Source organism: Aeromonas sp. R2-1 (assembly GCF_040908425.1).
Lineage (GTDB): Bacteria > Pseudomonadota > Gammaproteobacteria > Enterobacterales > Aeromonadaceae > Aeromonas > Aeromonas caviae.
This window is the reverse complement of sequence record NZ_JBFODR010000048.1, coordinates 1-26,726: the sequence shown is the minus strand read 5'-3', so window position 1 is coordinate 26,726 and position 26,726 is coordinate 1. Positions and strand designations below refer to the sequence as shown.

Genomic DNA, 26,726 nt, shown 5'->3' with positions numbered 1-26,726 from the left:
TAAGCTGCCTTTTTTTCATCATTTCCTTGCCTGGGCCAGGCTCATTGCCTGATAGGCGTTGGTCTCCGTGTCACGGAGTCGATTGGCCGTGACGGTAGCCTGCTCAGTCTGCCGCTGTTTGGCCGCCTGCTGGCGCCAAAGCTCAAAGGCCGTGTTCATCCTGGCCGGGGAGTCCAGCAGGCTGCTCAGCTTGCCATGCTGGTTGGCCTCCTTCACGAACTGCAGGCGCTCGGGATCGCCGCCAGTCCACTCCTTGATGGGGGCCTCCTGCCTGGGCGCTTCGGCAATGCGGGTCTTGCCGTAGGTGTCCGCCAGTGAGGCCTTGCTCCGCTCAAACTGGGCGTCCAGAGCCTCCTGTTGTAGGTCCTTATCCTCTGCATTGCTGGCAGATATGCGCGCCTTGTTCTGGCCGTGCTGCTTCTCCAGCTCGGTGACCGCCTTCTTGAATCCAGCGTCATCCGGACCAGCCGACAACCCCAGGGAAACCCGCAGTTGCTCGGCATTGCCAATCATGTGCTTGGCCAGTGCCGCCCGCTGGTAGGCTGGCTTCAAGAAGTCGTTGATGGGGATAACTTTGGGGTGATCATCGGGCGAAGAAGTGCGGTTGTTGGTGACCGGACGCACGGCCTTGCTGCCGTCGTCATAGGTGACTTCCACTCCCAATACCACACCACGCCCGTCCGGGGTGATCATGATGTTGTTCAACTGCTTGCCGGTGATGGTCTTGCCGCTTTCCGGATCGATGTCGCCCACGCCTTTGCTGACCTCATCCTGATAGAGGGTGCCGGCCGCCTTGATGAAGTCAGGGTTATTGACGGCAGCGTGCCCCTCGGGCGTAGTTGGATCCAGTTTTCCTTCCTGCGCCTGGCGCACCAGGTTGCCCGCATAGGTGACAAAAGTCTTGCCAGCCTCGGCGTAGTCCTGCTGCAGATAGCGCTCCGGATTGAATGAGCCTGCGCGCGGGTCGCGCACCACGCTCCAGAATTGCTGGCCCGGGTCTTTGCCTTCGGTCACAGCCTGCCAGCCAGACTGGATAATCGGCAGGTTCTCCTGCTGGAAAAGCTGCTTGTCCCGCAGTGTCTTTTGCCACTCATACTCCTGCTGCTGCCGAGCTTCCTGTGCCGCCGCTCGCCGCTCAGCAGCACCGGCTCGCGCCTCTGCAGATTTCACCTGACGCTCGGTGAGGGCGAACTGCCTGTCATACTTGGCATCAGCCAGCTTATCGCGCCCCTCGCGGTACACCAGCTCGTTCTGGTAGCGCTCATCCGCCACCTTCTGCCGGCCCTGTTCGTTCTGCCACATGGCATCACGCAGGCTCATGGCCTTATCCATCCGCTCATCTTCTTTCTGGCCCCGCTGGTAGCGGTCCATGGTGTTGAAGCCAGCCAGAAAACCTTCCGCCAATCCCGATACGCTCATCATGCCCCCTTAAAACAAGCTGTCTGCCAGAAACCCAACCCCAGCACCTGCCAGTGCGCCCAGAGGGCCACCGAGTGAACCTGCCATGCCCAACACGGCGCCCATCGATGCGCCAGTACCGATTGTGCTCAGGGTTTGCCCCTTGCGAGCGGTCTTGAGACTCTTATTGGTAGCCTCCATCTCCGACTCTCGGTTGGCTGCATCGCGCAAGCCCGCCAGACCTTGCTGGCGTGTCTGGCCGCCGATATCCAAAATGCCGTACCCCATCACACACCCCCTCCGGTTTTGATTGCCTCACGCAGCCCCGCATCCGCGCCGGTCAGGATCCCCATTTGTCGGGTCTGCTCCTGTTCACGAAGGCCGTTCTCGGTACCCGCCGTCATCAGCGCCATCCGCAGCCCCTGGCTGTTATCGTTGGCATTGCTACTGGTACCCAGCCCCATTCGCGCATTGCGGTTGGCCGTAGCCTGCCGAGCTGAGCGGAGCGCGTTGGCGTTGTTCTCATCCACCCGTCCCAGTTGCTCCCGCAGTAACTGGCCGTTAGTGGCCAACTCCATCAGCTCCTGCTGCTTGGGGTAGAAGCGTGTCTTCCAGTCCTGGTACTGCTCTCGGGTGATTTTGGCGTAAGTGTCTGCGGCGTAACCCATGGAACCCCCTTAGTAACCCTTGCCCTGCAGCACTGATGCAGTCGGGCTGATTTTCTTGATCTCCGTTGCCGCCGGCGCTTTCAGGCTGGCCAGCCCATACGAGGTGGCAGCTCCTGCCAGAGTCCCCACCAAGCCAGCTGTCGCCTGCTGGCTTTGGTAAGAGCTCTGTGCGTCACTGGTTGCCTTGCGCAAGCTGGTTGTGGCCACATCCCCCATACCAGCCATAGATTCAGCCTTCTGCCCCGCGCCAATACTCACAACATCCTTGAGCCCAGCCACATGCTTGTCCTGCTGGCTGGACTGCGCTCGGTTGGCGGTATCGGTCTGGCTCAATGCCTGGTCGGTTGCAAGACCTTCCATAGCCTCCTGGTACCTGCCGCTGGTTGGATCTACTCCACTGGCCGCCATGGAGTCAGCCAGCCCGGCGCGCGCCTCACCAAAGGATTGAGCAGTGCCAAGCGCTGCCGTGCCTGCCAGTTTGTCGTACTTCCCCTCACCGTTGAGGTCATCCACCTTCTCGATGAAATAGTCCTCGTACTGCTGCAGGTCGTTCTTGTAGAGCTCCCACTGTTCCATCGCTACACCGGCCGCAGCCCTCTGAGCCTCGGTCTCCTTGATTTCGTTCGAACCGCCCTTCCCCATCACCTACCCCTCACAGGTTGATCTGAAACACATAGAACCCGTCAGCATCATCCGGCTGACGAACCCATCCCATTCTTGGTGCGACCTTGAGCCACCCCATACGCGCCGAGTGGAAGCGCAGCCAGCGTGCCCCAATCAGACGCGCCAGACGCTTCACTTCCGGCAGGTGCCGCTCAGGCGCCCCGCCATCCCCCCACCCCGCCCAGACCAGGACACCGATCACGCCATCTTCTGCCTGTGGCTTAAGCACAAACCCGTCATCGCCACGCACAAACAAAAACGCCATCCGGTTTCGGATGGCGTCTTGTAGTTCGAGAGGGAGATTAGGACTCCCGGTATCCCTGGCGATGCGGTTCAAAGCAGCCCTCACCATAGACCCATCAGCCATAGGCTCTCCCCGATAAGGCGCTGGTTCTGGATAGATGACCCAGGATAGGCCACCACTTCGAAGGTAATGTTGACGGTCGCAGTCCCAGCGGGGATCACAAAAGCATCTTGGAAGGTCACACTCATTGGCGCTCTATTCGTACCCACAGGGAACGAGGCTGTGGACGTAGCCCTGGCTACTTCAGTGCCGTTGAGCTTGCACAACAATATAAGCCCTATCGTGCCGGCTCCGGAAACCTCTGCGAGACCTGTGAGTGGTTTGATACAGACCATGTTTCTGGCTCGCTTGTAACCTGCCAAAGAGAAGTTACCTGACGCCCTGATCATCCTTGTGATATCTCCCACAATCCGATCCGCTTCCAACGTCCCCAGCACCACGCAATCGGCAGCAATCGTGCAGTTGTTGATGGTCATGTTCTTCACATAACCGCCTTCTGCACGAAGTCGATTGGTATAGATGCTGCCGTCCGCATAGATCATCGTGTACCAGCCGAATCCCCAACTGGCATAAGGCCCGCCTTTACCGAACCCTGCTGCCCCACCAGACAGGAAGGCATTGCCCATATCGATGGAACCGCCCGAGATCGCAGGCGCCGACATGCTGACCCCCGCTTTGATGTAGTCCGCCGTGATTTTCTCGGACGTCAGGATCTGGATAGTGGCCTTGCGGATGATGGCTTCTGCAATGACCGCCTGACCATTGTCGATGGCAAACAGCGGCGCCATGGGCGTTGAGCTATTCGGGTTGAATACGAACACCTGAGAGGCAGAGATAGCCACCTGGCTCGTGCCATCAGACTTGGCAATCAACCCGATCCCCGAAGAGATCTGACCGGCATTGGCTTTCGCTGTCCACATGGCCTGTGCACCATTTTGCAAGTCGGCAATGGCTTGGCTCTGGAGTTGAACGGCTGCGGCGTTGGCGGCGATCCGTGGGTCGTCAGTGGCGACCCAGGCCGTACCACTGTAACGGTACGGCCTGTTGTTGTTGGCAGTATCGAACCACAAGTCGCCAGTCCCCATGCCGGAGCTGGGTGCCGTGGCTTGAAAGTGGGTTTTATTCTTGCTGCCGGCCACCGCCGACACGGTGTCGATCTGGCTGCTCATTGCACTGATTGCATTCGCTCTGGCCTCTGACTCGGCAGTGATTTGGCTTGAGAGCTGTTGGTCTGCGGCCTGAAATTCAGTAGTGATTTGCTGGATCTGGTTTGCCGTTGACTCGGTCGCGTTCGCAGCAGTCCTGGCAACTTCTGCAATACTCGCCTCGAGAGCGCGGTCTGCTGCGTTGAAGCTGGTTTCGTTTACCGTAATGCGCTGAGATAACGCCTCCGTTTCCGAGGCCCGCACCGTCTGCTCGCTGAGGATTTGCCCACGAAGGTCAGCAGACTCCGCCTGGAAGGTCGCTCCCAACTGCTCGATCGTGGTGGCCATGGCCTCCTGCTGACCGCTCAGCACTTTCTGCTCTCGCCGGATTTCACCGGTTGCTTGGCGCTGTCGGTTCGCTTCGGTGGCAGCCCCCAGTGTCCCCACAATTTCGGCTTCAGCAGCAAGATCAACGCTGGCACTCAGGTTCTCGAATTTGCTCGCCAGTGATTGCCCGTCACTTGTCACCACCTGCTGCAACTCGCTGATTGCCGCCTCATGCCCACCAGTAAGCGCCTCCAGAGCAGTGAGACGCTGAGCCTGCGCTCCATTCTCATTGGCAACCGCTTGGGACAGCTCAGTAATGGAGGCCGAAAGGGCCGCATCCGCCTGCTGCAGCTCTGCTTTCATCAGATCGATTCTGCGAGCGTTGGCTTCGGTGGCTGAGGTGTTGGCCTCGAGCTGGTGCTCAGCCAGCGCCAAGCGAAGGCCTTGGGCATCGAGTTCAGACTTCCCTGCTTTCTGGGAAAGGGTGGCATTGGTCGCATCCAGGGTCTGGCCGACTTGCGTCACCCGGGTACCGAGCTGGTCCATTTCTGACTTAGTGGCAGTCTGGGCCAAGGCGCCGTTGATACCATCGATCCGCTGTTCGACGTTGGTGATTCGCTCAAACTCAGCGCCAATCTCCGCTCTGGTTACGCATGTTTCAACAATGGCCTCCACAGCATCGAGGTGCTGGCTCACTGTCGAAATCTGAGCGCCCAACTCGGAGCGAACCGCATTGATGGCCTCCATCGTGATCTCCCCGGTGCCGGGGTCAACGCTGAACACGGCGTCACGGAAGCTCTCAAAATCGAGATTGTACTTCTCAATTTTCTTGCGAAGTTGCTCTTGAATGAGCGTGACATTGATGTAGTTGTCACCGAGCTGTGCTTGTGCGGAATTGAGCAGGTCATTCACCTGCTTTTCTCTGGCGTCCAGCTGAGCCAAGTTGGCCTTGGTCTCGTTGATAATCGCTGTGAGCTGGGGAACATCCTGGATCGGTTTCAGGAGCTCTTGGGCAAGATGGCTACCCTCAATCTTCCCCTGCAACTCATCCAGAATGTCCTGCACATCCCGACTGGTTTCGGCTACAACACCATTCACACCCTGGAATGGCCCCTTGTCATCAGCGCCATTGACGAAGCGCACCCAGTAATAAAACTTGGCCCCTTTCCCTATCGCATCCGAAAAGAGATTGGCGGAAGTCGTGCCCACCAGAACGGCATCGGACTGATTGTTCACCTCTGCTCGCCAGATCTCGGCATGAGCATGCCCTCGATACTTCGGCGGATCCCATTCCACTAATACCGTGTGAAACGCGCCATTCGCGATCACATTGACCGGAGCGTGGGGAAACTCCATCTGACCAGGCGGGAAAAGCTCCGGGTTCTTGCCCGGGACAAACACACCGCCAGCCCCCTGGCGCAGGGTGGACAATCCCAGAGCTGCCAGTTCCCGATAGGTGACCGCCTTATCCAGGCGATCCCCACGCTGGCCCGTCAGCAGCTCTACGTTTTCTGATGTGGCGGCCTGATCCCGGCCAGCACGATATGCAGGCTTCCTCGACATCAGTTCACCATCTCCATCATGCTGCTCGCCAAAGTGATGCGGCTCACCAACGAGGTTCCGAAGACCTCTACCTGCCAGCGTCGGCCGCGAACTGGTGGCAACCGAAATGCCCCTGCGACCAAGTTTCCAGGGGGGAGATCCATCACGATCTCTGCGTCCACAAATAGCCGGATCCCGACCAGGTCGATCTCGTCTGCCAGCACACGACAGCAACTGAATGAGGTACCTTCTGGCACCATGAAGAGCTTCGACCGCCAGATAAACTGACCATTGCTGGCGTTACCTCCCCGCCAGATGTGCAGGTGACGCCCCTTGGTTACGAAAAGAGAATCACTCTCCATATCGGATACAGCCGCATCCCACCGATTCGTCAGCTCTCGAAGGTCGCCGCTTTTCGGATCAAAAATCAGTCCATGGGTATCCGTCATGGCCACATACTTGCCTTCGTGGTGCCATGCCCGCATGGTCTCAGGTTTCATGGCGCGCCACTGATTCCGAGTGATGATCTGTTCGGTCACCACCTGACCGCCATTTGCGCCAATGCCTACCAGCCCATCTGGGGAGGCATAGAGCACCACCCCATCCATCGCCACCATCGAGCGCGCGCTGATACACGCTTGCGGCAGTTGGCTCAGCTTCTGGGTGGTCACGGATGCCGGGCTGACCCCCTGTGCCAGATACGGGTACCCCTTGGTGCCGATGACCAGAGTGGTGTCGATGGCTGCGATCGCAACGATGTCATGCTCAGTTGTGAGGCGGTACTTCTCTGGCCAGGCATAGGGTAAGTAGGGTTCGCACAAATAGAGAGAGTTGCCCGCAATGCCGGCGCACATGCCGTTCGCCATCTGGCATAACCCACGCAGCGAAGCAGGCGGAGGCGTGTAGCCATAGGTCTCCAGAACCGGACCAAGCTGCGCGTCTGCACGGTTATCAGCAAAAGCCGCCTGCGCGATCGGCAACTCTGCAACCAGCAGATAATCGGCCAGCCCGCCACCTGATACTGAGCGATAAATACGGCGCTTCGTAATGTTGCTGTCTTGGGACTGCGGCGCAGAAAGCACGAGGTTGACGGTCGAGCCGGGAATAGGGATGGTGACCTTACCACTTACCGGGCCTGGTGCCCCCTCCTCCCCCATGGCGGTCACATAGGTGTCCACGTAGTAGCGGGTTTCATCATCAGTGAGATCGTCATCTGTCCCACCCATCGGTGGAGTAACTGCCCCTATCCCGACAGGCACGCCCGGTGCCGGCACGCCAAGGCGATACCATGCTGTCGGCTTGTTTGCGCCGCCAGTGGCGATTTGGGCATGGGTCACCTTGGGGTATTCACCATCCGTGTAATAAACCCGGCCATAGGGATCCTGGGCGATCGGAGAGCGGATGGCCTCCACAACCTTGTTCCAGGCAAACCAGTGCTGGCCATATCGAAAAATCGTGCTGGGCACGACAGGCAATTCGGTGCCTGCGCTGATGTCGTCTTCAAGCGGGGATATGACCCCATGGTCAAAATGACAGTCACGCGCAATGACCGCGACCTCATCAGACAGAAGGTGTGGCTCCACGCGCGGCATAGTCCCTCGCATGGTGACGATATCGAGTACGGGCATGGGGATCTCAGAGAAGCAGAAACGAAAAAGCCCCGCTCGAGAGAGCAGGGCCATGATGGGGGAATCGTAACGCTGGGAGCGTCACGAGGCAAGGTTCACATATCGAAGGGCCCTACGCCCAGACATACTGAGGTGTTTCAACAACGACCGTCACCGGTGCCAGGGCTGCGGCCAACACAGGATCCTGGGTGCGCACGTTGGCGTGATAGCCGGGAACGGCATCCCGCACCTCAATCTCGATACCATCGACGGTCTGCATCGTGCCAGTGGGGCGAGTGACCATGCCTGGCGGCAGCAGTTGCAGCGAGGCGGTAGGGTGATATAGGGTGCCGGTTTCGCTGTCTTTGATAAAACCAGCAACCAGCAGAGATCTGGTCATGGCGGCCTTGTCGGCCGCCTTGAGGTTGAGGTCGATATAGTCTGTCATGCGATGGCCTTGAGCTGAGCATCAGTAAGAGTTCTATGCCAGATACGAAGATTTCGAACATGGCCAAACAGTGGGAATGATCCGGCATCACCAAATGCCCCTACCCTGATCGTGTTCGGCAAGGGGGCAACTGTTGCTGTAGCGGATGACACACTCGTCACGCTGGAATTCACCCGCATTTTTAACAGCCCGCCCCCCTCAGAAACGGCGACGATCCCTTTGCTGTCCTTCACATTAAAACTCTTCAAGATCGCGGTGACGTAACCGGCCTGCCCAAACGCGCCACAATGCGTTGAAAAGCCGTAATCAGCATCAGCGCTTGCATACTTTCCGCGAATAACCGCCATCCTGGCTTTATTCTCCTGCTCCATTGAAACCACACAACCGCTCTCCATCAGAACAGATACGCTGCCACGAAGCGTATCGAATTCAGCCGATATCGAGAACCCGATGGGGGTCATATTCCCAAGGGCAGGAATACTCACGACATCTGCACTACGTGTTACAGCCGTCCCGTTTGTAGGAATGTATGAGCTGGCAAACGGCAGTGGCTCAACTTGGCAATCGCCAATTACCAAAAACTTGCCAATGGTTTGCCCTGGTGAGTTGGAACCCGTTGCACCAAAGTAAACCCATGGAACAGAGCCTGACGTAAATCGAGTGGTGGTAACCGTGTAACAGTTCCACTGTCCGAATTTTTTACATGTAACAGAATCAGAATCCGTATCTAAATTAAAGTTGACGATATCAAGGTTAGCCCCTGCGGTATGATCGCGAACAAGCAGGATCCCGGACCTGACACTTGAGGACTGATGTATTTTAATGCTGAACGTCAGCGACGTTGACGAGGCGGGCTGGCAAATAAACGTCAACCTAAGCCCTGCATCTGCTGTTATTGTATATTTTGCCGCATTGATGGCGCCCAGTGTGTCATTAAGCGATTCACCAGTAGCTCCAACTACACTGCCAAGGTGCAGCGGTTGACTGCGTAAATTCGTGCTGGTCCCCTCAATCAACAAGCCCTCTTTTTCAAAACGTGGTTCGTTCACCCCCGCAGTTTTCAGAGCCCCATCTTTCCCGATATAGGTGGCGGTGGTACTGCGTGAGAAATTGACCATCTTCGCCACGACATCATCCCCCACCGTCACCTCGCGACCGTAGCCGGTGATAAGCCGCAGGCTGTCAGATAAGGGGGCCCACACATCAGGCAAGGACGTCGCGGCCGCGACGACCGCATTACCAGCCGAGGCTGCACTGGCGGCCGAGTTGGCGGCCTCAGCCTTGGCGCGGTCTGCTTCTGTTTTGGCCTGCGCCACCACACCGTTGCCAGCGTTCATCACTTTGTCCCAGGTTGGCACTGTAAGCTTCGACCCGTCAGGAGCGGTGAGCGTCACATCGCCGGTGCCGGTCAGTAGCTGCTGCCAGCCATCCATCTGAAGCTGGTGATAGGCAACAAGGGCCGATAGCTCTCGACTAAAGGCAGGAATCGCACCGGTGCGAGTGATGTCGATGGAGTAGGCCATCCCTGTGGCTGTTACGCCGCTATAGGCAGTGACCAGATAGAGGACGGTATCGCTCTCTACATAATCGAGCTCATAGGGTTTACCGTCCGGCCCCCATACCAGGTGTCCTTTATCTGGCTTAGAGACACCGCTCTTCCAGGTAGTGCCTGTGCCGACTACCTTTTTGCTGCCACCGGTGACAGCGATAGTGCCGGCGCGATACCACAAACCAGCCATATATAGCCTCCTTACTGTCCGGTGACTCGGTTAAAGCTGGCCTGCTGGCGTGCCTCCATGCTCGCGTCAGCTTGGGTTTTCTCCCCGAGCTGTTGCAAGAAGGCGTTGTAGTGACCAGCAGCCCGATTGGAGTTGGCCGAATACTCTGCATCCTTGGAGAAGCAGCGGTAGAGCATAAAGTCGATGATCGGGTTTATGTAGATGTCGTCCAGGTCAGCCAGCGCCGGGCTCTGAGCACTCTCCACCTCGGCCAACGCCTTGGACTGGGGGGCAACCGAATAGATCACATCCACTTTCACCGCCGCGGCCGGGCCTGGATGCAGATAGAAGGTCTTCGGATCCCGCTCCTCGTAGGTGTAGTTGTCCACCGTGGTCGCGGTGTTGCTGGAGTGCCAGTCGGGGTAGCTGTCATCCAGTGCCTTGCGCACCACGTAGCGGATCACCTTGCCGTTGGCATTCCGCAGCACTTCAATGAGGCGAAGAGCGTCGGCTGGCAGAGTCTGCTTGGTACCGGCCGCACAGGTGAACTCGGTGTTCTTGGTGTGTGCGTCAGGGCGCACCAGCACGATCGCCTTGGTCGCGTCGTTGTAGTAGTCCAGCAGCTCCTGCTTGGGCCAGCGGGTAAAAGTAGGATCGACAAGCAAGGTGTTTACCCGCTTGAGGATGGTTGCAACGGTCACGGTAGCCATGATGTGTCCTTGGGATCAGAAAAAGCAGTGCTTGCGGGGCGGGTTGTAGAACTCGACTTGAGTCGGGGCGCTATGCTGCTTGCGGAACCGCCCGGCACGACGCCATCCCTCGACAAACTCGGAACGGTGGTAGCTGGCGCGCTTGGGGTCAGACCAAGGGCGATCAGGCTGGGCATAGAGCAACGCGGCAACACCATGAGCGATGGCCTCGGCGTGCTCGTGGTAAAGCTGCGCGGGGAGCTCCTTGGCGCCTTTTACCGGGGTGGCCACATACCAGATCCGCACGTTGCTGAGATCTGTCAGGATGCTCAGCTCATTGGCAGAGATGGCGAAGTAGTCACGCCCAGAATCCAGGGGTACGCCCCCCGCATCAGTGAGGTGCAGCACATTACAGGAGGTAACCCCGTCCACATTGCACACCACCTCCAGGCTGCCGGCTGACGCGCTGGGCAGCAGGCGATCGAGGGTGATCAGCTCAGACTCACGGCAGAAGGTGACAGCCGCCTCGGTAACGGCCTCCTCCAGCAGCATCTCGAGCGGGCCGGTGATGTGCATCCTGACGGTGGGCAGGAACTGCTCGCGGGGCACCATCTGCATGCTATTCCCCCTGCTTTGCCAGCTTGGCTTTCAGGGCATCACGCACGCGCACCCGGTATTCTGGCACCTTCTCTTGCGGGCCTTGCGGCTCGATATCCAGTTCTTCCCCCTCCACCAGGGTGGCCAGTTGGGCAGAGGTCATCTTGGCCAGATCGCGCTCACCGACCACCATGCTCTGCTCTTCCGCCAGGCGGGCTGCTTCAGCGGCGAGGCGCTCCAGCTCCTGGGCTTCCATCTCGGCGGCAGTCTCCTGACGCGCCAGCTCGCCAGCCAGTGCCTCATGGCGGATCCAGACGGTCGGGAACTCCAGCAGTTGCATGGCGATGTGACTCTCCACATCCACCGCGGTATGGCGCGGGAACACCAGGCGGCTGCCGGTGACGGTATCCTTCTTGCTCGGCTTGTCGCCGATGTAAACCACGGCAATCTTGTCGCTCATGGCGATGACTCCTATTCAGAAACGAAAAAGCCCGGCACGGGGCCGGGCGGACAGTGATCGGCAGCCTTACAGGTTGCCGACTACCTCGTATTGCAGTTTGAGCTTGACCGTGCCCGTTGCCGTGCCGCCACCAACCGTGAGGGTGAGTTCCTGATCGGGTTCGGTCATCAGGTCATCGACCGGGTAATACTTTGCCACCGCCCCCACCGTACTCTCGGCGTTGATGATGGTGGTCGTGCCGATCTTGGCTGTGATGGTGGTACTCGCGCCCAGCGCAGTGCTGAACATCGTCACACCCACCACTTTCAGGTTGGGCTCCACCTTGTCGCCGTATGCGACAACATCGCCAGCGGGTACGGCAGCCAGCTTGGCCACCAGGGTCGGGGAGATAGAGAGGTTGCCGAACGCGCCGACAAACCAGCGGTACGCTCGGGCGAGCAGGGTAGTCTTGGCCATGATATGGCTCCTTGTCTGGTCAGATAGTGATGTCATGGGGCCGTGAAGCCCCATGGGTCAGCGGCTTAGCGGGCGATGGCGCTCACCGCGGTATCCAGCACCATGCAGCCATGGTCCTGAATGTTGCCGTTGCGCTGCTTGAAGCGGATCTTCTGCAGACCGGACACCCAGCTGATGGAGATCTCGGTGCTGTTGCCGTGGTCGGTCTTCTCTTCGTGCATGCCGAAAGAGCCGCCCTGCTCGCCAGAGCCAAAGGCATTGGCCAGCGCCTGGCCACCCAGCAGCACGGCACGGTCGATCAGGGTGCCCGCAACCTTGTCCACTTCCGCCCCGGTCGCGGAGTTGGCCGCACACACCTTGACAATGCTGCCCTGGTTGAAGCGGATCGGCATGCCCTTGTAGGGCTTGACCAGGATGCCGCGCCACATGGCGCCTTCCCCGCGGAAGATGGGGTGGTTCCAGCCTTTGGCTCGCTCCGCCACCGCCGCCAGCATGGCGTTCCAGTCCTTGCCTGAGCTGGAGGTGTAGAAGTCGTGCCACTGGCGCGGGGTGACGTAGAGCACATAGAGCGGCTCGCCACCGGACGGGTCCGCCACCATGCGGATCGGCTGGATGGGGTTGGCCATCTCGGACAGATAGAGCGCCATGTTGTCCACGCAGCCGAGATTGAAGCGATCCGCTGCATCGAGGGCTTCGAAGCTGGTCGCATCACCACCGAAGAAGTGGCGCTCGTAGGTCGGTGCGGTCAGCTCGTTGATCATGATGTCGGCAAACTCGGGGTCATCCGCCAGCGGCAGGATGATATCGGTTGCAGAGTAATCCCCGCGAGCACCGGCCAGCTGAGCAAAGCCGCGCTGGTCAACCAGGCGGCCGTAGTAGCCATCACCCAGCAGCACGCGAGCTGTCTTGATCAGGTCGTGCTTGGTGCGCTTCTGGCTCATCTTGCCGCCTGCGTCCACACCATGGCGGGTCTGGTTGATCTTCAGCGAGAAGTCCGCGAAGGACATGCTCTCGAGACGCCCCGCCAGCTTCTTGTCACCCATGGTCGGGCGGCCAGACAGTTGGTGGAACAGCTGCATGTCAACTGCATCCCCGGCGCCTTTTCCGAGATCGGTGATACGCACCACCGGGGCACCGGCGCTGGTCTGCTTGCCGCCGTTGACCTTGGCGCCCTTGGGGGCCTCTTCGGTCAGCATGTTCACCAGCGAGTGAGAACGGTTGGCCGCCGTGAAGAGTGCGGCCTGCAAAATCTTGTTGGCTTGCGCCGAGGTGACTTGGGTCATGGTCCTCTCCTACATGAAAACAAAAACCCCGACACAGTGGTCGGGGTTGGCTTATTGAAATGGGTGGTGGGTTAGTACCCGGCCTGCTCCAGCAGCGCATCCATTTGGGCGTCTGTCATGGCGCCCATCTCGCCGATAAGTTCGGTCTGAGACATGGCGCCAAAGCGCTCCACTCCAGTGGGGGCGGCATGATGGGTCTGGCCGAGTGCCGAAGGGCTGGACGGGATGAAATCGGCAGGCTTATCCGCCTCCTTGCCGGGTGCCTTGGTGGGAGGGGTAACCTCGTCACCAAAGGCCAGCTTGGTGCGGCGTGCCGCCTCTGCAAATCGCTCATCCAGCGACTTGCCTTGCCACGCGGGGTCAGCCTGGAGCTTCTCATCGACGATGATGGCGAAGTCGAATCGGTCCGGGTCTTTCTCCCGCCAGCTCATCAGGTCAGGTACCGCCTGCAGTGCGGCCTGAACCGGATTAATGGCGAGGTGAACCGGCCGCGGTGCAGCCTGCTGCTCCAGCCTTTGGAGCTTGCTGGCAATGGCTGCGATGGACTTGCCCAGATCCGGGTAGTCCTGTGCCAGTTGTGCCAGCTCCTCTTGGCTGATGTCGTCAGGGTCAACATCGGGGTTGATCCCGTGCTTCTCCATCAGCGCCTGCAGCTTGTCCCGCTCGGCTTGGGCCTGCTGCGACTGAGCCAGTTGCTCACGCAGTTGCTTGGCTTCATTGCGCGCCTGCTCCAGCACTTCATACGGGATGGTGTGTTGACCGCTCTTGGCCAGGATCACCTTCTCAGGCTCCGCGGCCCCTTCACCGCCCTGCTCGGTGCTGGCTTGTTCGTTACCGGCTGCCACCTCGCCCGCCGACGGCGCGGGTTGTACGTCCGTTTGCTTGGTGCCAGTGCCATCATCCAGCTCGCTATCGGGCTCACGCTCGTTCGCTTCCAGCATGGCTTCCAGTTCGTCCAGGCTTTCAGTTCCGGTCAGGTTGTCGATGCTCGTATCCATGGTTGTCCTCGTGGGTTTTCAGTGGGTGGTATCGCTGCCCAAGCGGGGGAAAGCTCTCAGTGAAAGCCCTCCCCGGCTGGAGCTGGGCACAAAAAAACCCGCACAAGGCGGGTTCATTCATCGTCGCATTCGAGCTCTGGCGCAGCACGGCACTGGGCTCAGAAATGAAAAAGGCCCAATCTCGAGAGACTGGGCCATGTTGGGGAAATCGTAACGCTGGGCGGTGAGGAAAGCAACTATCAGAGCGCGATGGCGTCGATCTGCTGCTGGATGGTGTCCAACAGCTGTGCCTGCAGCACGGCCTGCTCCCCCTGGATGCTCTGCTGCTCGGCGGCGAGCCGTTCCATCTCCTGCAGCGTCTTGCCGGTCTGGGCCTGCTTGAGGGCATCCTCGAACCGGATGGAGTCGGTCAGCTTGGCGATGCGCTGGGCCTCTGCCTGCCACTTGGCTGCCTTGCCCTCCAGCTCTGCCAGCTTGGCCTGCATCTCGCGCATGGCCAGCTCCTGCTGCATCTGGGCCTGTTGAGCCTGCTGCTCGGCGGCCGCGCGCTCCTCGTCGCTCATCTCGTCCGGGTCTTTTGGGATGTTCAGGGCATTGCGGATCCGCTCCACGAACTCTGCCTTGCGCGGGACATCCATCAGCTCGACCAGCAGGTCAAAGCAAGCACCTGCCGCCGCGGGCGGAAGTTGGGACATGGCCTGGGTCATCCGCTCGGCCAGTTGTTGCTTGTAGGCGGCAGTCTGCTGGATCGGCGCCAGTGCGATATGTGCCCGCAGCCGGGTCACATCATTGGTGAGTTTGCCATCCTCCTGCTCCACATTGACCACTACAGCCTTGCGGCGGCGGGGGTCTTCCCGGTTCACGGTCACCTTGTAGTTGCGCTTGTTGGCCATGTCTTCCAGCAGGTACGCCAGCGCCAACTGCCCCACTTGCTGGCAGCCCATCCGGTAGTTGTCGTTGATCTCGGAAAGCGTGGTTGCCCCCTGCTCCACCAGGTTGCTGATCGCCACGCCGGACTGCCCGGTGGAGCCCTGCCCCAGGAAAGCGGCATAAACCCCCATGGTGTCCTGGATCAGCTTCACCGAGTCCTGCATCACCTGAAACTGTTGGGCCGCCACGTTGAAGTCCTGCTCCACTTTGAAGGCATCGCTCACGCTGGTCTTGTTGGCGCGATCCGGGTTGAGCTCGATGTAGCCATCAGGGCGCTCGACCTGCTCCAGCACCTGACTCTGGCTCATGTTGGTAGCGTCCTTGTCCATGATGACGCGCTTGGCCTGCAGCAGGAACGTCAGCTTGATGCGCCGCAGGTTCACCTCGTCCTGCGCCGGCATGGCTCGAACAATCAACCCATAGGGCTCACCGGTGCGGTCTTTGCGGTACCCCCAGAACGGCACCAGCGGATACATGTTGTGGGGCGCAGAGCAGGGTCGATCAACCAGATGATGGGGGCCGACGAACCAGGACTCCCGGATCACGGCCACCGGGCAGCGCTCCAGCTTGGCGCGCCCCATGGCCACAGAAGCCAGGTGCAGTTGATTGGCCTTGTCGTACTCCAGTGCCCGACCGGAGTCCAGCATCAGCACCTGACGCATGGTGTAGGTGCGGTAGTAGACCACCTGCAGAAGCACCCGATCCCGCTCCCGGCTGCACCACTCGATCTCCTTGCCGCTGAACTGGCTCCACTCGTCATAGGCGCTGACCAGATTGGGGTCCAGCCCCTCGATGGAGGTCAGGCTCACGACCCCCTCCCAGTCGTTGACGCCCCACTGCAGCACCTGTGCCTTGCTCGGGAACATGGTCTTGGCCTCATCCAGATCAACCCAGCGGCGTCGCATCAGCCAGCGGCAGTCGCTCAGGTCAGGCTCCCGGCTGTGCCAGTCCCAATAGACCTCGTCGCGGTGGACGTTGCTGAACTTGTATCGTGGGCCGAACGGGTCATCACGGCGACACACCTCAACCCAGCCCAGGCCGGTCTTGATTTGGCCGCCGTAGGCCTCGCCCCGGGCGCGGTCCAGTCCGCCAAGGCGGCACATATCGGCGTATTCGGCGTTGACGGCCTCGGCCAGTTGCTCCAGCTCGTCGTCGTGGTCATCGGCGATCACCATCAGATCGGTGCGGCTCTTGGCCTCCATACCTAGCACGCCGTCAATGGTCGGCGCGATCAGGTTGTGAATGGTGATGGGCTGGCCCCGTGCCTTGAGCACACTCACCACCTCGGGAGGCAGTTGATCGCCGTCGTAGTAGGCGCACGCCCGATTGGCAAGGCTTCGCCAGTCCGGCTGGCCATTGATATCGCTCATCAGTTTGAGCAGGCGCGGGGTATCGAGGCCGCCTTTTTCAGGGGCCTTGGGTTGGGCGTTGATCATCAGTTGGCCATCCAGTGCTTGGGTTTGCGGAAGGATTCAGGTTTGACGATGCGGGCCGGCATCCGGGCACGCATCTCTTGGGCAATCATGTAGCTCATGAGCTGGTCATCAAAACAGCCGTCCTGGGCGTTCATGCTGCCGCTCTTGTCGTAGACGTAGGTGGTGGCTTCGGAAATGGTACCGATCCAGCGGATCCCGGACTGCCCGGCACGCAGCAGGGCCTTGAGGCCATCAACCAGGATCGGCTTGGACTGTCGAGTGGTGAGCCAGCCGAGGCGCGGGGTCTCGTCGTCGCGGTCCCGGTCGATGTGCTCCTGGGTGTAGATGCGTCGGGTCGGGTAGATTTCACGGAGCTTGAGCAGCACAGCGTGGCCGTGGTTGTTGCGCTCAGGGCCGATGTAGGCCGGGCCATGCTCTGCGGTGCCGTAGAACCTGCCAACGTGGGCAAGCAGTTGGGCAAACAGCCCCGGGTCGAGATGCCCGAACCAGTGGGCCACCTGCCGGCCGTCGCTCTTGGCCGTGACATCCAGGCTTGAACGGTCGCCGTGCTCCAGCCCTTCCGCCACGTCGGCGCCGATGGCGTAATCCTCGTCGGGGTCTGGCAGCTCCCAGACCAGCAGCATGTTCTCGAGCGAGCGCTGCCCCTGCTCGTCCAGCTTCTCCGGCTTGCGAGCCTTCTCGCGCTTTCCGGTCACAGGGTCGATGTCGTAGACGATGAGCGGGGCCATGCAATCGCCCTCAGCCTCCATGGTGGCGATGGGGTCGAACACACGGCGCCCGGAGGTCAGGAACGCTTCCAGCGGCGTGCTGGGATACTCCTGTTTCATCTCCCCACGCTGCGTGCCTTCTTTCAGCACGTACCACTGCCGCTGCTCGTCGCTGATGGTGCAGCTCATCGCCTTCTCCACCGCGGCGAAGTATTCCGCTTGTGCCTTGCTCATCACCACACCGGAAGCGGGGACGTCGGCGCGATACTTGGGATCCTGCCACCAGGCGAAGAAGTGGAACTTCCAATCCAGCTGGGTCAGCTCGCCAGTTGAGCGAGACAGCTCCAGCGACTTCATGCTCATGGAGTGGAAGTCACCACCAACACCTTCCGCTGTGCTCTCGATAAATGCGATAGCGCCTGGGTGGATTGCGTTGAGGGTACCGGTTCGCACCTCCTTGGCCTTCTCCGGGTACTTGGCGCAGATCTTCCCGTGCTCGGAGACATGCAGGCGCTGGACTGTACCGGACCGGAAGGAAGTGGCCACCTGGATGCTGGAGCCGTGCCGGAACAGGATGTGACCGCCATTCGCCCCGCCGCGCCGGGTCACCACCTTGAATTGGGCCTTGAGCCAGCTGGGCAGGTTATCGAACGGGACTTCAATCTTGGTGCGGTAGATCTCGCCGGCGGCCGTCAGGTCCTGGGCGATGATCCCGCACTTGAGGTTCTTGTTGAACAGCGCCTCGTCCAGCAGATAGATGTCGATGGCCGTGGAGAACCCAAGCTGGCGCGCCTTGAGGATGATGTTCAGCCACCACATGGTCTTGAACAGCAGCTCTTGCGCTGGGCGCAGCCGGAAGCGCACCAACTGGCCCTGCTCGTTCTCGATCATGTAGAGGTTGTTCATTCGCCACCACTTATCGCTGAGCTTCGAGCGGATGTAGGCCATCTGCTCCTGCTCAGTCATGGCGGAGGTGTCGAGTTCGGTCATCAGTGGATCTCAGGCAATAAAAAACCCGCCGAGGCGGGTTAGTTATAAACTCTATCGTAGAGTTAGATTTAGGCTATATAGTATCAACGCTACGATCATCATTAAAATCGGTATTACTCCATCACCAAAATGAGTGTCATTTAGAGAGTTTTTTAGGCATGCAAATCTATATTTAATATTTAAAACTAAAAATACCAATGGGTGTTCATAAACATTAATCTCAAAAACTTTATCGATTCTATCGCTAAAATCATCCGTAAATGAAAAAGCATACTTAAAATGCAAAAACCCAACATCCTTTAGTCGTCGCTTGAATGGGTTATTTAACGCAATGGATTCATCCAGAATGCGTCTACCATCCTGTTCAATCAACGACCTGATTTTGTCAAAAAGTATAACCTCAATCCATTTGGGTTCACTGACTGAGTTAAATGCATTCTCTATAAATCTTGCACGAAGCTCTTTACTAACAAGCCAATGGCGCCAACAAAAATAAACAGCAACCACAACCAATGAATATTCTAAAGCATGAGGGTTGCTAAAGCTGACCTTGGTGAACCCAACTGAAACATCATTATCTAGTTTGCCACCTGCAATCGAATATATGGATATCACGCTAGCCGCGAATAGTGAGTTTCTTCTATAAAGACGCTCAACCTCATTGCTATCCTCAACGTCTTTTTGGTTCTTTTCAGCCATATCAGTTAAACCTAAAGTATTTTTTGTGTACTTTATCACGACATCAACCCGCCAGTCCCCATCCCCTGCAGCTCGGAGACCATCTCACTGACAGGCGTGGACTCGCTACCGCCATCTTTCTCCAGCCTATCGGCTTCGGCGGTCAGCTTGCGGGCCGCAGCCCGGATGCGCCGAGTATCTTCCTCAATCTTCGGCACGCTCACCTCGTCAATGCGCAAGGCGCTCAGGGTCCGCTCGATGGACTCAATCCGCTGGATGTTGCGGTCGAGGGCCTGCTCGGCTTTCAGGATCTTGTCGTAGAGCGCGATCCTGTCGGTCATCTCGCTGGCCGTGACCAGGTCCTGCTGCAGCCCCTTGAGCAGCTTGGTGACGGAGATGACGCGAGCCCGGGTGAAGTCCAGCTCGTCGCGTAATTGCAGCTCGCGGGCCTGGTCGAACAGCTCCTCAGCATCAAGGAACTTGGCATATCCGCCATGGGTCAGCGCCGGGCGGTCGCCGGGCTTCCACTTCGTGACCGGGTTGGGGTTGCCAGGGTTGCCCTCGGTGAAGCGGCCGCTGCTGTCCCGGCCGTTTGTTTTCGGGTTCTGGGATGAGTCTGCCGGGGTGCGAGTGGATGCGGAGGACTTCTCCTCTCTTCGCTCTCCCCCTTTGGCCTTGGCCTCATTCCCCTTGGCTTGCGCACTTTGCGCAGATTGCGCAGTTTTGCGCACTTCGGAATGCGCAGATTGCGCAGCTACGCGAGATTTGTCAGGTTGCGCAGGGGATTGCCCCCGGGATTTCAAATAGCGACGCGCCGAGTTGTAGTTCAGGCCGCGGCTGTCACACCAGTCTTTCGCACTGATGCCTGTCGCTTCATGCTCCTGCAGGAACTCTGCATTGAGCTGTGCCCAGTCGGTCTTTGCCATTTAGAGAGATAACTCGCCTTCGACGATGGCATCACCAGGTACAGGCTCATGGGTAGCCGGTACTACGACGGAGACGCCAGTATTCAGGGTGACCAGGGCCTGACTCCCGTCATACTCCCTCACCTGAGTAACAACCCCGGTCACGGTAATGCCATTAACCACCGCATCGCTCCAGTGCATCGAGATAGTCCAGTAGGTCGGCTGTGGATTCCCCAGAAAGACAAACCCCGCCATTAGCGGCGGGGTTCCATGTCAGCCTGGGTGTGGGTGGCGGGCAGTTCGCTGTTTGGCTTGGAGCTGTCTGGCAACTGGCCAGAAGCAGCACCAAAACGCTCAGCAAAACGCCCCTGTGGGTCCGCATGATTCTTGTCATGGCTTTCCTGCACCTCCCTTGCCCTCTCCCGCTTAAGCCAACGGCCCAGAAGGGCCGTTAGAATGTCGAGCAGTTGGAGCAAGCTGTTCATGTTATTGCTTCCTGGCTTTCTCAGCCGGCAGGTTCATAGCCAGCTTGTCCAGCACCTTGGTCAGGCCAACCAAGAAGGCCTGCACCTTCCCGATCACCTCATCGTCCCGGGTGGACGGGGTGACGGCCGCGATCTTGGCCAGCCCCTGCACCACCATGGACGCGCCGCCCACTACAGCCATCAGGATGACAATCCAGTTGATGACCACCTCAACGATGTGTTCCATCGCACTCTCCTCTGCTGTTACCGGTTACCCGGCGATATTGGCAAGGCTTGCGCCTATGCCTCGGACTTCGAGAACTCTGCCGCAGCCATCACAGGCAATTCCCCCACAGGCTTCGGCTCACCGGCGGGCCAGCGGTATGCGGTTACCCGGGAGCGAGGGAACGCCTTCACGTTCACCGCGTCAGCTTGGTTGCCGCCCAATACCAGCAGATTGCCTGCCTTGTCCTGCCCCACTACGAACCCAACGTGTCCGCCACCATCCCGGGAGAACACCACTACGCAGCCTGCCACCGGCTTTTCCAGCTTCTCCCCCCAGGAGGCATAGGAACGCGCACCCTCGAACCGGGTGGACTGAATACCGACCCGCTCCAGGCACGATCCAACAAAGGCGGCACACCACGGGGTTTCATCATCACGGATGCCACCCCTCTTGATGGCCTTCCACATCGCCACGATCTCGGGGTTGTGTTGGGGCCCCTTAATCTCCGTCAACCCGATATGCCTACGGGCTTCATCTACCCAGCGCATTTTCACCATCACTCCCTCCCTCCCATCCAGCCGGTTGCCCGGCGTTCGTACAGCTCCAGTGCTTTCGACCCCATCAAGCCAGCCAGGCCAGCCATGAAGCCGCACAACGGGAGCGGGGCTGCGATGTACCAGCTCAGCAGCATGGTCAACATCCCGGCGAACCCTGACACCACCACCTGCAGCAGCGCCTCGGCCCATCGGAACTGCCTTCCCTCGCGTTTCACCGTCTGTATGTAGGTCACAAGCCCTCCCCATACGCTCAGCCCGCCGAATGCCAGATAGGCGAGCACGCTGTAGTTCTGTGGATCCTTGTCAGGCGTCATCGCCCCTCCAGAAACGACAAAGCCCGCACGAGGCGGGCCAGAAATGAAAAAGGCCAGGGTCACGGAGACTCTGGCCATCTTTGAGCAATACTAACGCTGGGGCGCCGGGGATTCAACCAGCGCGCGCCTGTCGGACATTACTGCATGGGGAGGTTCAATACTGCAAACATGCTAAGTCCGAATAGTGCTATCACAAATGACCACTGCATGATCATTACTGCTAGGCGATGCCAACGATTCGGCTTTGCAGTTAAACCTGTTCTCTGAATCTCCTGTATCGCCCTTGCCTCTCCTTTCTCTTTGCGCATCCTGTTTAAGGTATCAATCGAGTCAAGATAAGACATGAATTCTGACCTTAGAGCATAAATTCCAGAGAGGATCGTGCACAACAAGGCTATCCAGCACAGCGCCAGCATCCAGATGAACTTCGGCTCTTTGGGGATGTAGCTTTGCTGAAGTGCGACCAGGCTGGTCAATGCCGCGACGGATAGGGTGATGACATTTCGTATCCAGTCATAGTAAGGCTTGTGATGTTTATCACTTGCCCTTTTTACCAACGCATTCAGCCCTTCAGTTTCCTGAGTCATACGCACTTTATTTCACCTTTCGGTACCGCTCGACCTGCTGCAGGAAGTAGGCCTGCATCTCCCCCTTGTAGTTCCCGGCCTCGCTCTCGGCGGGTTGCTTGATCTCAGGGTTCCTTTCCTTCCACACCGCATAGGCGGCGGCCTTCTCTACCTCGACCTTCTCCTGCTCTTCTTTCGGCAGGGAGCACAGATTGAATGACATTGGCGACTCCACGCATAGGGCACCTGCCGATATTACCTGAATCCGGAGTCAATCGCTCCACGGTGATCTTCACCACGGGCATCGCTATACTGTATTTATATACAGCACTACGAGCCCAAAACCATGTTTGCAGTTCCCGACCTCGACGCCCCGGCGTTGGAAATCCCCTTGTTCCTCTCCCCTGCCGCCTGCGGCTTCCCGTCGCCCGCCCAGGACTATGTGGAACAGACCATCGACCTGAACCAGCTCTGCATAGCGCACCCGGCCGCGACTTATTACGTTCGGGCTGCCGGGGACAGCATGGTAGAGCACGGGATCCACGATGGTGACATGCTGGTCGTAGACCGCAGCAGCAAGCCAGCGCATGGCAGCGTGGTTGTTGCGGCCGTAGATGGCGAGTTCACTGTGAAGCAGCTCCAGCTCAGCCCCTCAGTCTGCCTCCTCCCAGGGAACCCTGCCTATCGCCCCATCTACTTCAGTGACGGACAGCACTTGGAGATCTTCGGTGTGGTTACCTTCGTCATCCACAAGATGCCCGCGCCATGAACAAGAGCTGCGCCGTTGCCCTGGTCGATGTGAACAACTTCTACGCCTCCTGCGAGCGGCTGTTCCGGCCTGATTTAAAGGGGCGGCCTATCGTCGTGCTCTCCAACAACGACGGCTGCGTCGTTGCCCGTTCTGCAGAGGCCAAGGCGCTCGGCATCAAGATGGGCGTGCCCTACTTCCAGATCCGCCAGTTCTTCGAGGCCATGGGCGGGGTATGGTTCAGCTCCAACTACGCCCTCTACGGTGACATGTCGAGTCGTGTGATGAGCATCCTGGAGGGGATGGCCCCGGCTGTGGAGGTCTACAGCATCGACGAGGCCTTCATCGAGCTGAGCGAGTCCTGGGCGGGCGACCTGGTGGCCTATGGCCGCCAGATTCGCGAGCGGGTGCAGCAGTGGACCGGGCTGACCGTGGGGGTCGGCATCGGCCCCACAAAGACCCTCGCCAAGCTCGCCAACTACGCCGCCAAGAAGTGGCCCGCCACCGGTGGTGTGGTGGATCTGCGAGATGAAGGGCGGCGTGCTCGGCTGATGGCGATCACCCCGGTGGACGAGATATGGGGCATTGGCAGGCTGTTGTCGGCCAAGCTGGAGGCTCAGGGCATCAAGACGGTGGCCGAACTGGTCGCAGCCGATCCCAAGGCACTGCGGCGCCGCTATGGCGTAGTTGTGGAGCGTACCGTGCAGGAGCTACGGGGGATCCCCTGCGCCGAGCTGGAGCAAGAGGCCCAGGCCAAGCAGCAGATCATCTGCTCGCGCTCGTTTGGGGAGCGCATCACCCAGATAGGCCCCATGCACCAGGCGCTGGCGGGCTACATGGAGCGGGCTGCCGAGAAGCTGCGGGGGGAGGGGATGTGCTGTCGGCACGTGACCCTGTTCATTCGCACCAGCCCGTTCAGCGACCGGGAGCCCTATTACGGCAACCAGGTGAGCGCCAAGCTGGCCATGCCCACCCATGACACCCGGGCGCTGCTGGCTCTGATCCCGGAACTGCTCCCGCGCATCTGGCGCGACGAGCAGCGATACCAGAAAGGGGGCGTCATGCTGGCCGACTTCACCCCCGCCAACATGCAGCAGGGCGACCTATTCGCAGCGGAGCAGCAATCCCCCCGCAGCGAGGCACTGATGCAGGTCATCGACAAGATCAACCAGGGGCGGTTGGGAAAGGTCTACTTCGCGGCCAGGGGCCGGGATACCCGGGAGTGGATGATGAAGAGGGAACAGCTTAGCCCCCGCTACACCACCTGCATCAACGAGCTCCCCGAGGTGAAGGCATAGCCTTGGAAAGGCGAGCCAGCTTTGAGCGCAGTACATTCAACTTGAGGGGGTGGGATAGCACCGGTGGCTCGGGGTGGATCGCCAGGACCTTGATAAACACACGCTTTGAGCTTCTCTTGCCCGCCTCACGCTTGCAGCTTCTCGACTCCGCCTGCGTCTCCACATAGCGGAGTGACCGGAGATAAATGACGGCCTCGCGGGCCACCTCAACAGGGATGCCCAACCGTTCGGCCACCTCGTGGAAGTCAAAGAAATCGCCGTGGAGGATCCCCCAACCAGCGACTTGAAGAGCGGTAGGTATCAACTTGCTTTCCATGAGCGCAGCCTAATGAATGAGGGATGTCAAGGTCCCGAATCTGACCCAGACTCCGAGACGCAGCTAAGTTCACAGAAAGCAGATTAGCTGACAATGGACTCGTTTTCCCTGAATCCCTTACGTAACAGGGCACGCAGAGTGATTTCGCTACGAAAACCACACGGTATTTGCAAGCAAAAAATGTTCAATAAAATTACTGCACATAAAAGTCAGACTTGCATTTACCGAATCAATCTGGTGTAAACCCACTCACAGTGAGTGCCCACTAACCCCCAACCCGATACCCACTCTTTATCCACAGCCAATGCGTTATCCACAGATTGCAATGCCGTACAGACCTCACTATCGTGTATTTCGAAGAGAGAAAGGCACTACATTATTGTGTCGTTACCGTCACTACCAAGAGGGAAAAGCCATGTCGAAGAGCAGAACAACAGATAGACGCATCACGGGCGTCTCACCGCCCACAACCCGGCAAACAAAGGGGGTTCCCCATGCCACAACCAAAACGGCCACCCGGCCGACACTGCAATCCAACCCAAAATGAAAAAACCACCTTTCAGAAACTGATAAGGTGGTTCTTAACAAAGCTCCACATAACCTTGGCCGAGGTTTTTGTGGGAACGCTAATATCAATTGTGGTTGCGGTAGTGCAGCCTTACTTACCAGATAGCTCTTGGGGTAACGACCCAGAAGCCATCAAAGTCCGATACTACCAGCTGTAACCAAGGGCCTTCGGGCCCTTTTTCTTTAGCACCGACGGCTATCGGATTGGTAACCATTGGTGTCGAGTTGCAGGTGAATCATGGCCAATGCTATCCGTAACGTCAATAAAATTATTGCGTAATAAACACTGTCGCTCGTCTCACGGAAAGCACAAAAAGCATATAAATCAAAATCTTATTATCTCATTCTCATCATACACCTTCTCGGTTCACGTATGGAAATAACATACTCAAGCCCACATGGTGTATGAAACCAGTCTATGCCGCTCGCATCTCCATCACCTGCCGATCCATGAGTTTGGACAAGTCTGACGCTTGGTGGATCACTTCATCGACCGCTTTTTCAACGAACCGGCGCATCTCCTGCCCGAACCGGCGCGCGACCATATCGGCATGGGGTACCACTCGCCCGGTGCCGTGGCACTTCGGGCACTCGTCACCCTTGCGGGGGCGGATACCAGTCCCTTTGCAGTGCGGGCAGCGGCCGGATTGCAGCATCTCGGCGACACAGTGGTCGTGGGCGAGAGACAAGATCGCGTTCCGCTCGGCCAGAAGGCGCTGGTACTCGTGGCCATTGCCACCGCGGTGAGCTCGCTTGGCCTTCTCCATCACCACGGCGGCCCGGCGGCGCTCCTTGTCATAGTGCGGGTGAGACAGCACCAAGTGCTCCAGCTGCTCAGACAGGGGGCGGCGCAGCAGGATAGCCATGGCCATACCACCGGCCTCTTCGCAGCCCAGCGTGGTGCTGAAGTGCGTCAGCAGCGAAGCCAGTGCCTGCTCGTCCCCCAGGTGGTCGGCCATGAGGAACTGGAGCCCTTGCGGGTTGCTCTTTGCGGCCACCTGCAGGGCTCCCAGAAACTCCTCTCTCCCCAGCGTGCTGGAGCGACCGGACGAGGGTTCATGTAGTGCACCTTTCGGCGAGAAAAGGCGCAGAGCCATTTCGATAGCGTGGGTCATGGTTTGGTCCTCTGGTCTGGGTCCTGATTGAAAGCGGCGAGCAGCCAAGCGCGCAACTGGCAGGATTTGATGTGTTCCGGGGTAACTTCCAGCACGGTCCACCCGAGCAAGGTGGCCTCGTTCATCTTGGTCCGGTCCTCTACGAACCCCCTCCCCCGGGTGTGCCGGCCACCGGAGTGGATCCCGCCATGGATTTCGAGGGCGAGCTTCTGCTCCTCCCAGGCGTAGTCGAAGCGCCATTTGCGCTTGGGGTGGAACAACAGCTCGGTGGCCGGGTCAGGGAAACCAACAAGCTGGGCCAGCACCTTGTCGTGCAGGGAAGTGACCTGCTGGGCCTTGCGCACCAGCTTGGCTGCGCTCCTGACCTTCGGGCTGCGACCCAGCAACCGGGCCGCATCGAGGGCGGTGAGGTGGATCATGCAGCCCTCCCGATGGTGTTCTTTCGCAGTTCGGTGACTTCTCTGGCCACCTGCTCCAGCAGGGTCTCCTCGCTGCCGTGCTCTTGCTGCCAGGAACGCGGGGCGGCGTGGAACCCTGTGGGGTAGCAGGCACGATGATGTCGCGGGCAAAGCGGTAGCACCCGGGTGTGCTCGGCGCGCTGGGCCA

29 protein-coding genes and 1 pseudogene are annotated in these 26,726 nt (G+C 59.1%); 2 read left to right on the top strand and 28 right to left on the bottom strand.

Features of this window, described 5'->3' with window-relative positions; all coding sequences use genetic code 11:
• Nucleotides 1-18: 18 nt before the first annotated feature.
• The 25 genes from AB5Y80_RS17170 to AB5Y80_RS17050 all read right to left on the bottom strand — a co-directional run bounded on the left by AB5Y80_RS17170 (nt 19) and on the right by AB5Y80_RS17050 (nt 22,299).
• Nucleotides 19-1,419, bottom strand: a complete 1,401-nt coding sequence (locus AB5Y80_RS17170; RefSeq protein ID WP_368173249.1) for a hypothetical protein — start codon at nt 1,417-1,419, stop codon at nt 19-21.
• Between the two features lie 9 nt (nt 1,420-1,428).
• Nucleotides 1,429-1,686, bottom strand: a complete 258-nt coding sequence (locus AB5Y80_RS17165) for a hypothetical protein (RefSeq protein WP_045525832.1) — start codon at nt 1,684-1,686, stop codon at nt 1,429-1,431.
• Nucleotides 1,686-2,066 (bottom strand): hypothetical protein, encoded by a 381-nt coding sequence (locus AB5Y80_RS17160; protein ID WP_324046026.1) that lies wholly within the window; start codon nt 2,064-2,066, stop codon nt 1,686-1,688. The genes AB5Y80_RS17165 and AB5Y80_RS17160 overlap by 1 nt, the downstream gene beginning before the upstream one ends.
• A 9-nt stretch (nt 2,067-2,075) precedes the next feature.
• Nucleotides 2,076-2,642: a hypothetical protein gene (locus tag AB5Y80_RS17155; protein ID WP_323931826.1), complete on the bottom strand. Its 567-nt coding sequence runs from the start codon at nt 2,640-2,642 to the stop codon at nt 2,076-2,078.
• Nucleotides 2,643-2,718: 76 nt separating this feature from the next.
• On the bottom strand, nt 2,719-2,994 hold the full coding sequence (locus AB5Y80_RS17150; RefSeq protein ID WP_234929247.1) for a hypothetical protein: 276 nt from the start codon (nt 2,992-2,994) through the stop codon (nt 2,719-2,721).
• 80 nt (nt 2,995-3,074) lie between these two features.
• Nucleotides 3,075-6,068, bottom strand: coding sequence for a DUF1983 domain-containing protein (locus tag AB5Y80_RS17145; protein ID WP_368173248.1), 2,994 nt, complete (start codon nt 6,066-6,068; stop codon nt 3,075-3,077).
• Nucleotides 6,068-7,729, bottom strand: a complete 1,662-nt coding sequence (locus AB5Y80_RS17140; protein WP_368173247.1) for a hypothetical protein — start codon at nt 7,727-7,729, stop codon at nt 6,068-6,070. Before AB5Y80_RS17140 ends, AB5Y80_RS17145 begins: the two co-directional genes overlap by 1 nt.
• Nucleotides 7,730-7,787: 58 nt before the next feature.
• The gene (locus tag AB5Y80_RS17135) at nt 7,788-8,102 is read right to left on the bottom strand and encodes a hypothetical protein (protein WP_368173246.1); all 315 of its coding nucleotides are present in this window, start codon (nt 8,100-8,102) and stop codon (nt 7,788-7,790) included.
• Complete coding sequence (locus tag AB5Y80_RS17130; protein WP_368173245.1) at nt 8,099-9,841, bottom strand: hypothetical protein; 1,743 nt, start codon at nt 9,839-9,841, stop codon at nt 8,099-8,101. The genes AB5Y80_RS17135 and AB5Y80_RS17130 overlap by 4 nt, the downstream gene beginning before the upstream one ends.
• Before the next feature lie 11 nt (nt 9,842-9,852).
• Complete coding sequence (locus AB5Y80_RS17125) at nt 9,853-10,530, bottom strand: DUF6682 family protein (protein ID WP_201891290.1); 678 nt, start codon at nt 10,528-10,530, stop codon at nt 9,853-9,855.
• Between the two features lie 15 nt (nt 10,531-10,545).
• The gene (locus tag AB5Y80_RS17120) at nt 10,546-11,127 is read right to left on the bottom strand and encodes a hypothetical protein (protein ID WP_239053184.1); all 582 of its coding nucleotides are present in this window, start codon (nt 11,125-11,127) and stop codon (nt 10,546-10,548) included.
• Nucleotide 11,128: 1 nt separating this feature from the next.
• On the bottom strand, nt 11,129-11,566 hold the full coding sequence (locus AB5Y80_RS17115; RefSeq protein ID WP_319881570.1) for a hypothetical protein: 438 nt from the start codon (nt 11,564-11,566) through the stop codon (nt 11,129-11,131).
• Nucleotides 11,567-11,632: 66 nt separating this feature from the next.
• Nucleotides 11,633-12,022 (bottom strand): hypothetical protein, encoded by a 390-nt coding sequence (locus AB5Y80_RS17110; protein ID WP_323918927.1) that lies wholly within the window; start codon nt 12,020-12,022, stop codon nt 11,633-11,635.
• A gap of 65 nt (nt 12,023-12,087) precedes the next feature.
• The gene (locus tag AB5Y80_RS17105; protein WP_323918929.1) at nt 12,088-13,305 is read right to left on the bottom strand and encodes a DUF4043 family protein; all 1,218 of its coding nucleotides are present in this window, start codon (nt 13,303-13,305) and stop codon (nt 12,088-12,090) included.
• A gap of 71 nt (nt 13,306-13,376) precedes the next feature.
• The gene (locus AB5Y80_RS17100) at nt 13,377-14,303 is read right to left on the bottom strand and encodes a hypothetical protein (protein WP_368173244.1); all 927 of its coding nucleotides are present in this window, start codon (nt 14,301-14,303) and stop codon (nt 13,377-13,379) included.
• Between the two features lie 239 nt (nt 14,304-14,542).
• On the bottom strand, nt 14,543-16,669 hold the full coding sequence (locus tag AB5Y80_RS17095; protein ID WP_368173243.1) for a portal protein: 2,127 nt from the start codon (nt 16,667-16,669) through the stop codon (nt 14,543-14,545).
• Nucleotides 16,669-18,366, bottom strand: coding sequence for a terminase (locus tag AB5Y80_RS17090; RefSeq protein WP_368173242.1), 1,698 nt, complete (start codon nt 18,364-18,366; stop codon nt 16,669-16,671). The genes AB5Y80_RS17095 and AB5Y80_RS17090 overlap by 1 nt, the downstream gene beginning before the upstream one ends.
• Nucleotides 18,367-18,417: 51 nt before the next feature.
• Nucleotides 18,418-19,065, bottom strand: a complete 648-nt coding sequence (locus tag AB5Y80_RS17085; RefSeq protein WP_368173241.1) for a hypothetical protein — start codon at nt 19,063-19,065, stop codon at nt 18,418-18,420.
• 35 nt (nt 19,066-19,100) lie between these two features.
• Nucleotides 19,101-19,970, bottom strand: coding sequence for a terminase (locus AB5Y80_RS17080; protein WP_368173240.1), 870 nt, complete (start codon nt 19,968-19,970; stop codon nt 19,101-19,103).
• 233 nt (nt 19,971-20,203) lie between these two features.
• Nucleotides 20,204-20,434 (bottom strand): hypothetical protein, encoded by a 231-nt coding sequence (locus tag AB5Y80_RS17075; protein WP_096119258.1) that lies wholly within the window; start codon nt 20,432-20,434, stop codon nt 20,204-20,206.
• A 1-nt stretch (nt 20,435) separates the two neighbouring features.
• Entirely contained in the window at nt 20,436-20,660 is a 225-nt protein-coding gene (locus tag AB5Y80_RS17070; RefSeq protein WP_042880547.1) for a hypothetical protein, read from the bottom strand.
• Between the two features lie 53 nt (nt 20,661-20,713).
• A complete protein-coding gene (locus tag AB5Y80_RS17065) occupies nt 20,714-21,196 on the bottom strand; it encodes a TIGR02594 family protein (protein WP_368173239.1) in 483 nt (160 codons plus the stop codon).
• Entirely contained in the window at nt 21,196-21,510 is a 315-nt protein-coding gene (locus AB5Y80_RS17060; protein WP_045789814.1) for a phage holin family protein, read from the bottom strand. Before AB5Y80_RS17060 ends, AB5Y80_RS17065 begins: the two co-directional genes overlap by 1 nt.
• 137 nt (nt 21,511-21,647) lie before the next feature.
• Nucleotides 21,648-22,103 (bottom strand): hypothetical protein, encoded by a 456-nt coding sequence (locus AB5Y80_RS17055; protein WP_368173238.1) that lies wholly within the window; start codon nt 22,101-22,103, stop codon nt 21,648-21,650.
• Nucleotide 22,104: 1 nt separating this feature from the next.
• Nucleotides 22,105-22,299 carry a DUF3283 family protein gene (locus AB5Y80_RS17050; RefSeq protein ID WP_201894766.1) on the bottom strand — a complete coding sequence of 65 codons (195 nt, stop codon included), beginning with the start codon at nt 22,297-22,299 and terminating at the stop codon, nt 22,105-22,107.
• Nucleotides 22,300-22,422: 123 nt separating this feature from the next.
• On the opposite strand from AB5Y80_RS17050, the gene umuD reads away from it, so the two are divergent.
• On the top strand, nt 22,423-22,845 hold the full coding sequence (gene umuD / locus AB5Y80_RS17045) for a translesion error-prone DNA polymerase V autoproteolytic subunit (RefSeq protein WP_368173237.1): 423 nt from the start codon (nt 22,423-22,425) through the stop codon (nt 22,843-22,845).
• Nucleotides 22,842-24,122, top strand: coding sequence for a translesion error-prone DNA polymerase V subunit UmuC (gene umuC / locus AB5Y80_RS17040; protein ID WP_368173236.1), 1,281 nt, complete (start codon nt 22,842-22,844; stop codon nt 24,120-24,122). The genes umuD and umuC overlap by 4 nt, the downstream gene beginning before the upstream one ends.
• A gap of 1,299 nt (nt 24,123-25,421) precedes the next feature.
• Here the strand turns inward: umuC and AB5Y80_RS17035 are convergent.
• The 3 genes and pseudogenes from AB5Y80_RS17035 to AB5Y80_RS17025 form a co-directional block, all read right to left on the bottom strand.
• Nucleotides 25,422-26,102, bottom strand: a complete 681-nt coding sequence (locus tag AB5Y80_RS17035) for a TIGR02642 family protein (RefSeq protein WP_368173235.1) — start codon at nt 26,100-26,102, stop codon at nt 25,422-25,424.
• A gap of 14 nt (nt 26,103-26,116) precedes the next feature.
• Nucleotides 26,117-26,539, bottom strand: a complete 423-nt coding sequence (locus AB5Y80_RS17030) for a hypothetical protein (protein WP_368173212.1) — start codon at nt 26,537-26,539, stop codon at nt 26,117-26,119.
• A pseudogene (locus tag AB5Y80_RS17025) lies at nt 26,536-26,726 on the bottom strand (hypothetical protein); the annotation flags it as partial. The pseudogene AB5Y80_RS17025 and the gene AB5Y80_RS17030, both read right to left, overlap by 4 nt.

What these genes read in the sequence shown, in the direction of transcription:
- AB5Y80_RS17170 (WP_368173249.1), bottom strand. Translation starts at nt 1,419, where the DNA reads ATGAGCGTATCGGGATTGGCGGAAGGTTTTCTGGCTGGCTTCAACACC.
- AB5Y80_RS17165 (WP_045525832.1), bottom strand. Translation starts at nt 1,686, where the DNA reads ATGGGGTACGGCATTTTGGATATCGGCGGCCAGACACGCCAGCAAGGT.
- AB5Y80_RS17160 (WP_324046026.1), bottom strand. Translation starts at nt 2,066, where the DNA reads ATGGGTTACGCCGCAGACACTTACGCCAAAATCACCCGAGAGCAGTAC.
- AB5Y80_RS17155 (WP_323931826.1), bottom strand. Translation starts at nt 2,642, where the DNA reads ATGGAACAGTGGGAGCTCTACAAGAACGACCTGCAGCAGTACGAGGAC.
- AB5Y80_RS17150 (WP_234929247.1), bottom strand. Translation starts at nt 2,994, where the DNA reads ATGGCGTTTTTGTTTGTGCGTGGCGATGACGGGTTTGTGCTTAAGCCA.
- AB5Y80_RS17145 (WP_368173248.1), bottom strand. Translation starts at nt 6,068, where the DNA reads ATGTCGAGGAAGCCTGCATATCGTGCTGGCCGGGATCAGGCCGCCACA.
- AB5Y80_RS17140 (WP_368173247.1), bottom strand. Translation starts at nt 7,729, where the DNA reads ATGGCCCTGCTCTCTCGAGCGGGGCTTTTTCGTTTCTGCTTCTCTGAG.
- AB5Y80_RS17135 (WP_368173246.1), bottom strand. Translation starts at nt 8,102, where the DNA reads ATGACAGACTATATCGACCTCAACCTCAAGGCGGCCGACAAGGCCGCC.
- AB5Y80_RS17130 (WP_368173245.1), bottom strand. Translation starts at nt 9,841, where the DNA reads ATGGCTGGTTTGTGGTATCGCGCCGGCACTATCGCTGTCACCGGTGGC.
- AB5Y80_RS17125 (WP_201891290.1), bottom strand. Translation starts at nt 10,530, where the DNA reads ATGGCTACCGTGACCGTTGCAACCATCCTCAAGCGGGTAAACACCTTG.
- AB5Y80_RS17120 (WP_239053184.1), bottom strand. Translation starts at nt 11,127, where the DNA reads ATGCAGATGGTGCCCCGCGAGCAGTTCCTGCCCACCGTCAGGATGCAC.
- AB5Y80_RS17115 (WP_319881570.1), bottom strand. Translation starts at nt 11,566, where the DNA reads ATGAGCGACAAGATTGCCGTGGTTTACATCGGCGACAAGCCGAGCAAG.
- AB5Y80_RS17110 (WP_323918927.1), bottom strand. Translation starts at nt 12,022, where the DNA reads ATGGCCAAGACTACCCTGCTCGCCCGAGCGTACCGCTGGTTTGTCGGC.
- AB5Y80_RS17105 (WP_323918929.1), bottom strand. Translation starts at nt 13,305, where the DNA reads ATGACCCAAGTCACCTCGGCGCAAGCCAACAAGATTTTGCAGGCCGCA.
- AB5Y80_RS17100 (WP_368173244.1), bottom strand. Translation starts at nt 14,303, where the DNA reads ATGGATACGAGCATCGACAACCTGACCGGAACTGAAAGCCTGGACGAA.
- AB5Y80_RS17095 (WP_368173243.1), bottom strand. Translation starts at nt 16,669, where the DNA reads ATGATCAACGCCCAACCCAAGGCCCCTGAAAAAGGCGGCCTCGATACC.
- AB5Y80_RS17090 (WP_368173242.1), bottom strand. Translation starts at nt 18,366, where the DNA reads ATGACCGAACTCGACACCTCCGCCATGACTGAGCAGGAGCAGATGGCC.
- AB5Y80_RS17085 (WP_368173241.1), bottom strand. Translation starts at nt 19,065, where the DNA reads ATGGCTGAAAAGAACCAAAAAGACGTTGAGGATAGCAATGAGGTTGAG.
- AB5Y80_RS17080 (WP_368173240.1), bottom strand. Translation starts at nt 19,970, where the DNA reads ATGGCAAAGACCGACTGGGCACAGCTCAATGCAGAGTTCCTGCAGGAG.
- AB5Y80_RS17075 (WP_096119258.1), bottom strand. Translation starts at nt 20,434, where the DNA reads ATGAACAGCTTGCTCCAACTGCTCGACATTCTAACGGCCCTTCTGGGC.
- AB5Y80_RS17070 (WP_042880547.1), bottom strand. Translation starts at nt 20,660, where the DNA reads ATGGAACACATCGTTGAGGTGGTCATCAACTGGATTGTCATCCTGATG.
- AB5Y80_RS17065 (WP_368173239.1), bottom strand. Translation starts at nt 21,196, where the DNA reads ATGGTGAAAATGCGCTGGGTAGATGAAGCCCGTAGGCATATCGGGTTG.
- AB5Y80_RS17060 (WP_045789814.1), bottom strand. Translation starts at nt 21,510, where the DNA reads ATGACGCCTGACAAGGATCCACAGAACTACAGCGTGCTCGCCTATCTG.
- AB5Y80_RS17050 (WP_201894766.1), bottom strand. Translation starts at nt 22,299, where the DNA reads ATGTCATTCAATCTGTGCTCCCTGCCGAAAGAAGAGCAGGAGAAGGTC.
- umuD (WP_368173237.1), top strand. Translation starts at nt 22,423, where the DNA reads ATGTTTGCAGTTCCCGACCTCGACGCCCCGGCGTTGGAAATCCCCTTG.
- umuC (WP_368173236.1), top strand. Translation starts at nt 22,842, where the DNA reads ATGAACAAGAGCTGCGCCGTTGCCCTGGTCGATGTGAACAACTTCTAC.
- AB5Y80_RS17035 (WP_368173235.1), bottom strand. Translation starts at nt 26,102, where the DNA reads ATGGCTCTGCGCCTTTTCTCGCCGAAAGGTGCACTACATGAACCCTCG.
- AB5Y80_RS17030 (WP_368173212.1), bottom strand. Translation starts at nt 26,539, where the DNA reads ATGATCCACCTCACCGCCCTCGATGCGGCCCGGTTGCTGGGTCGCAGC.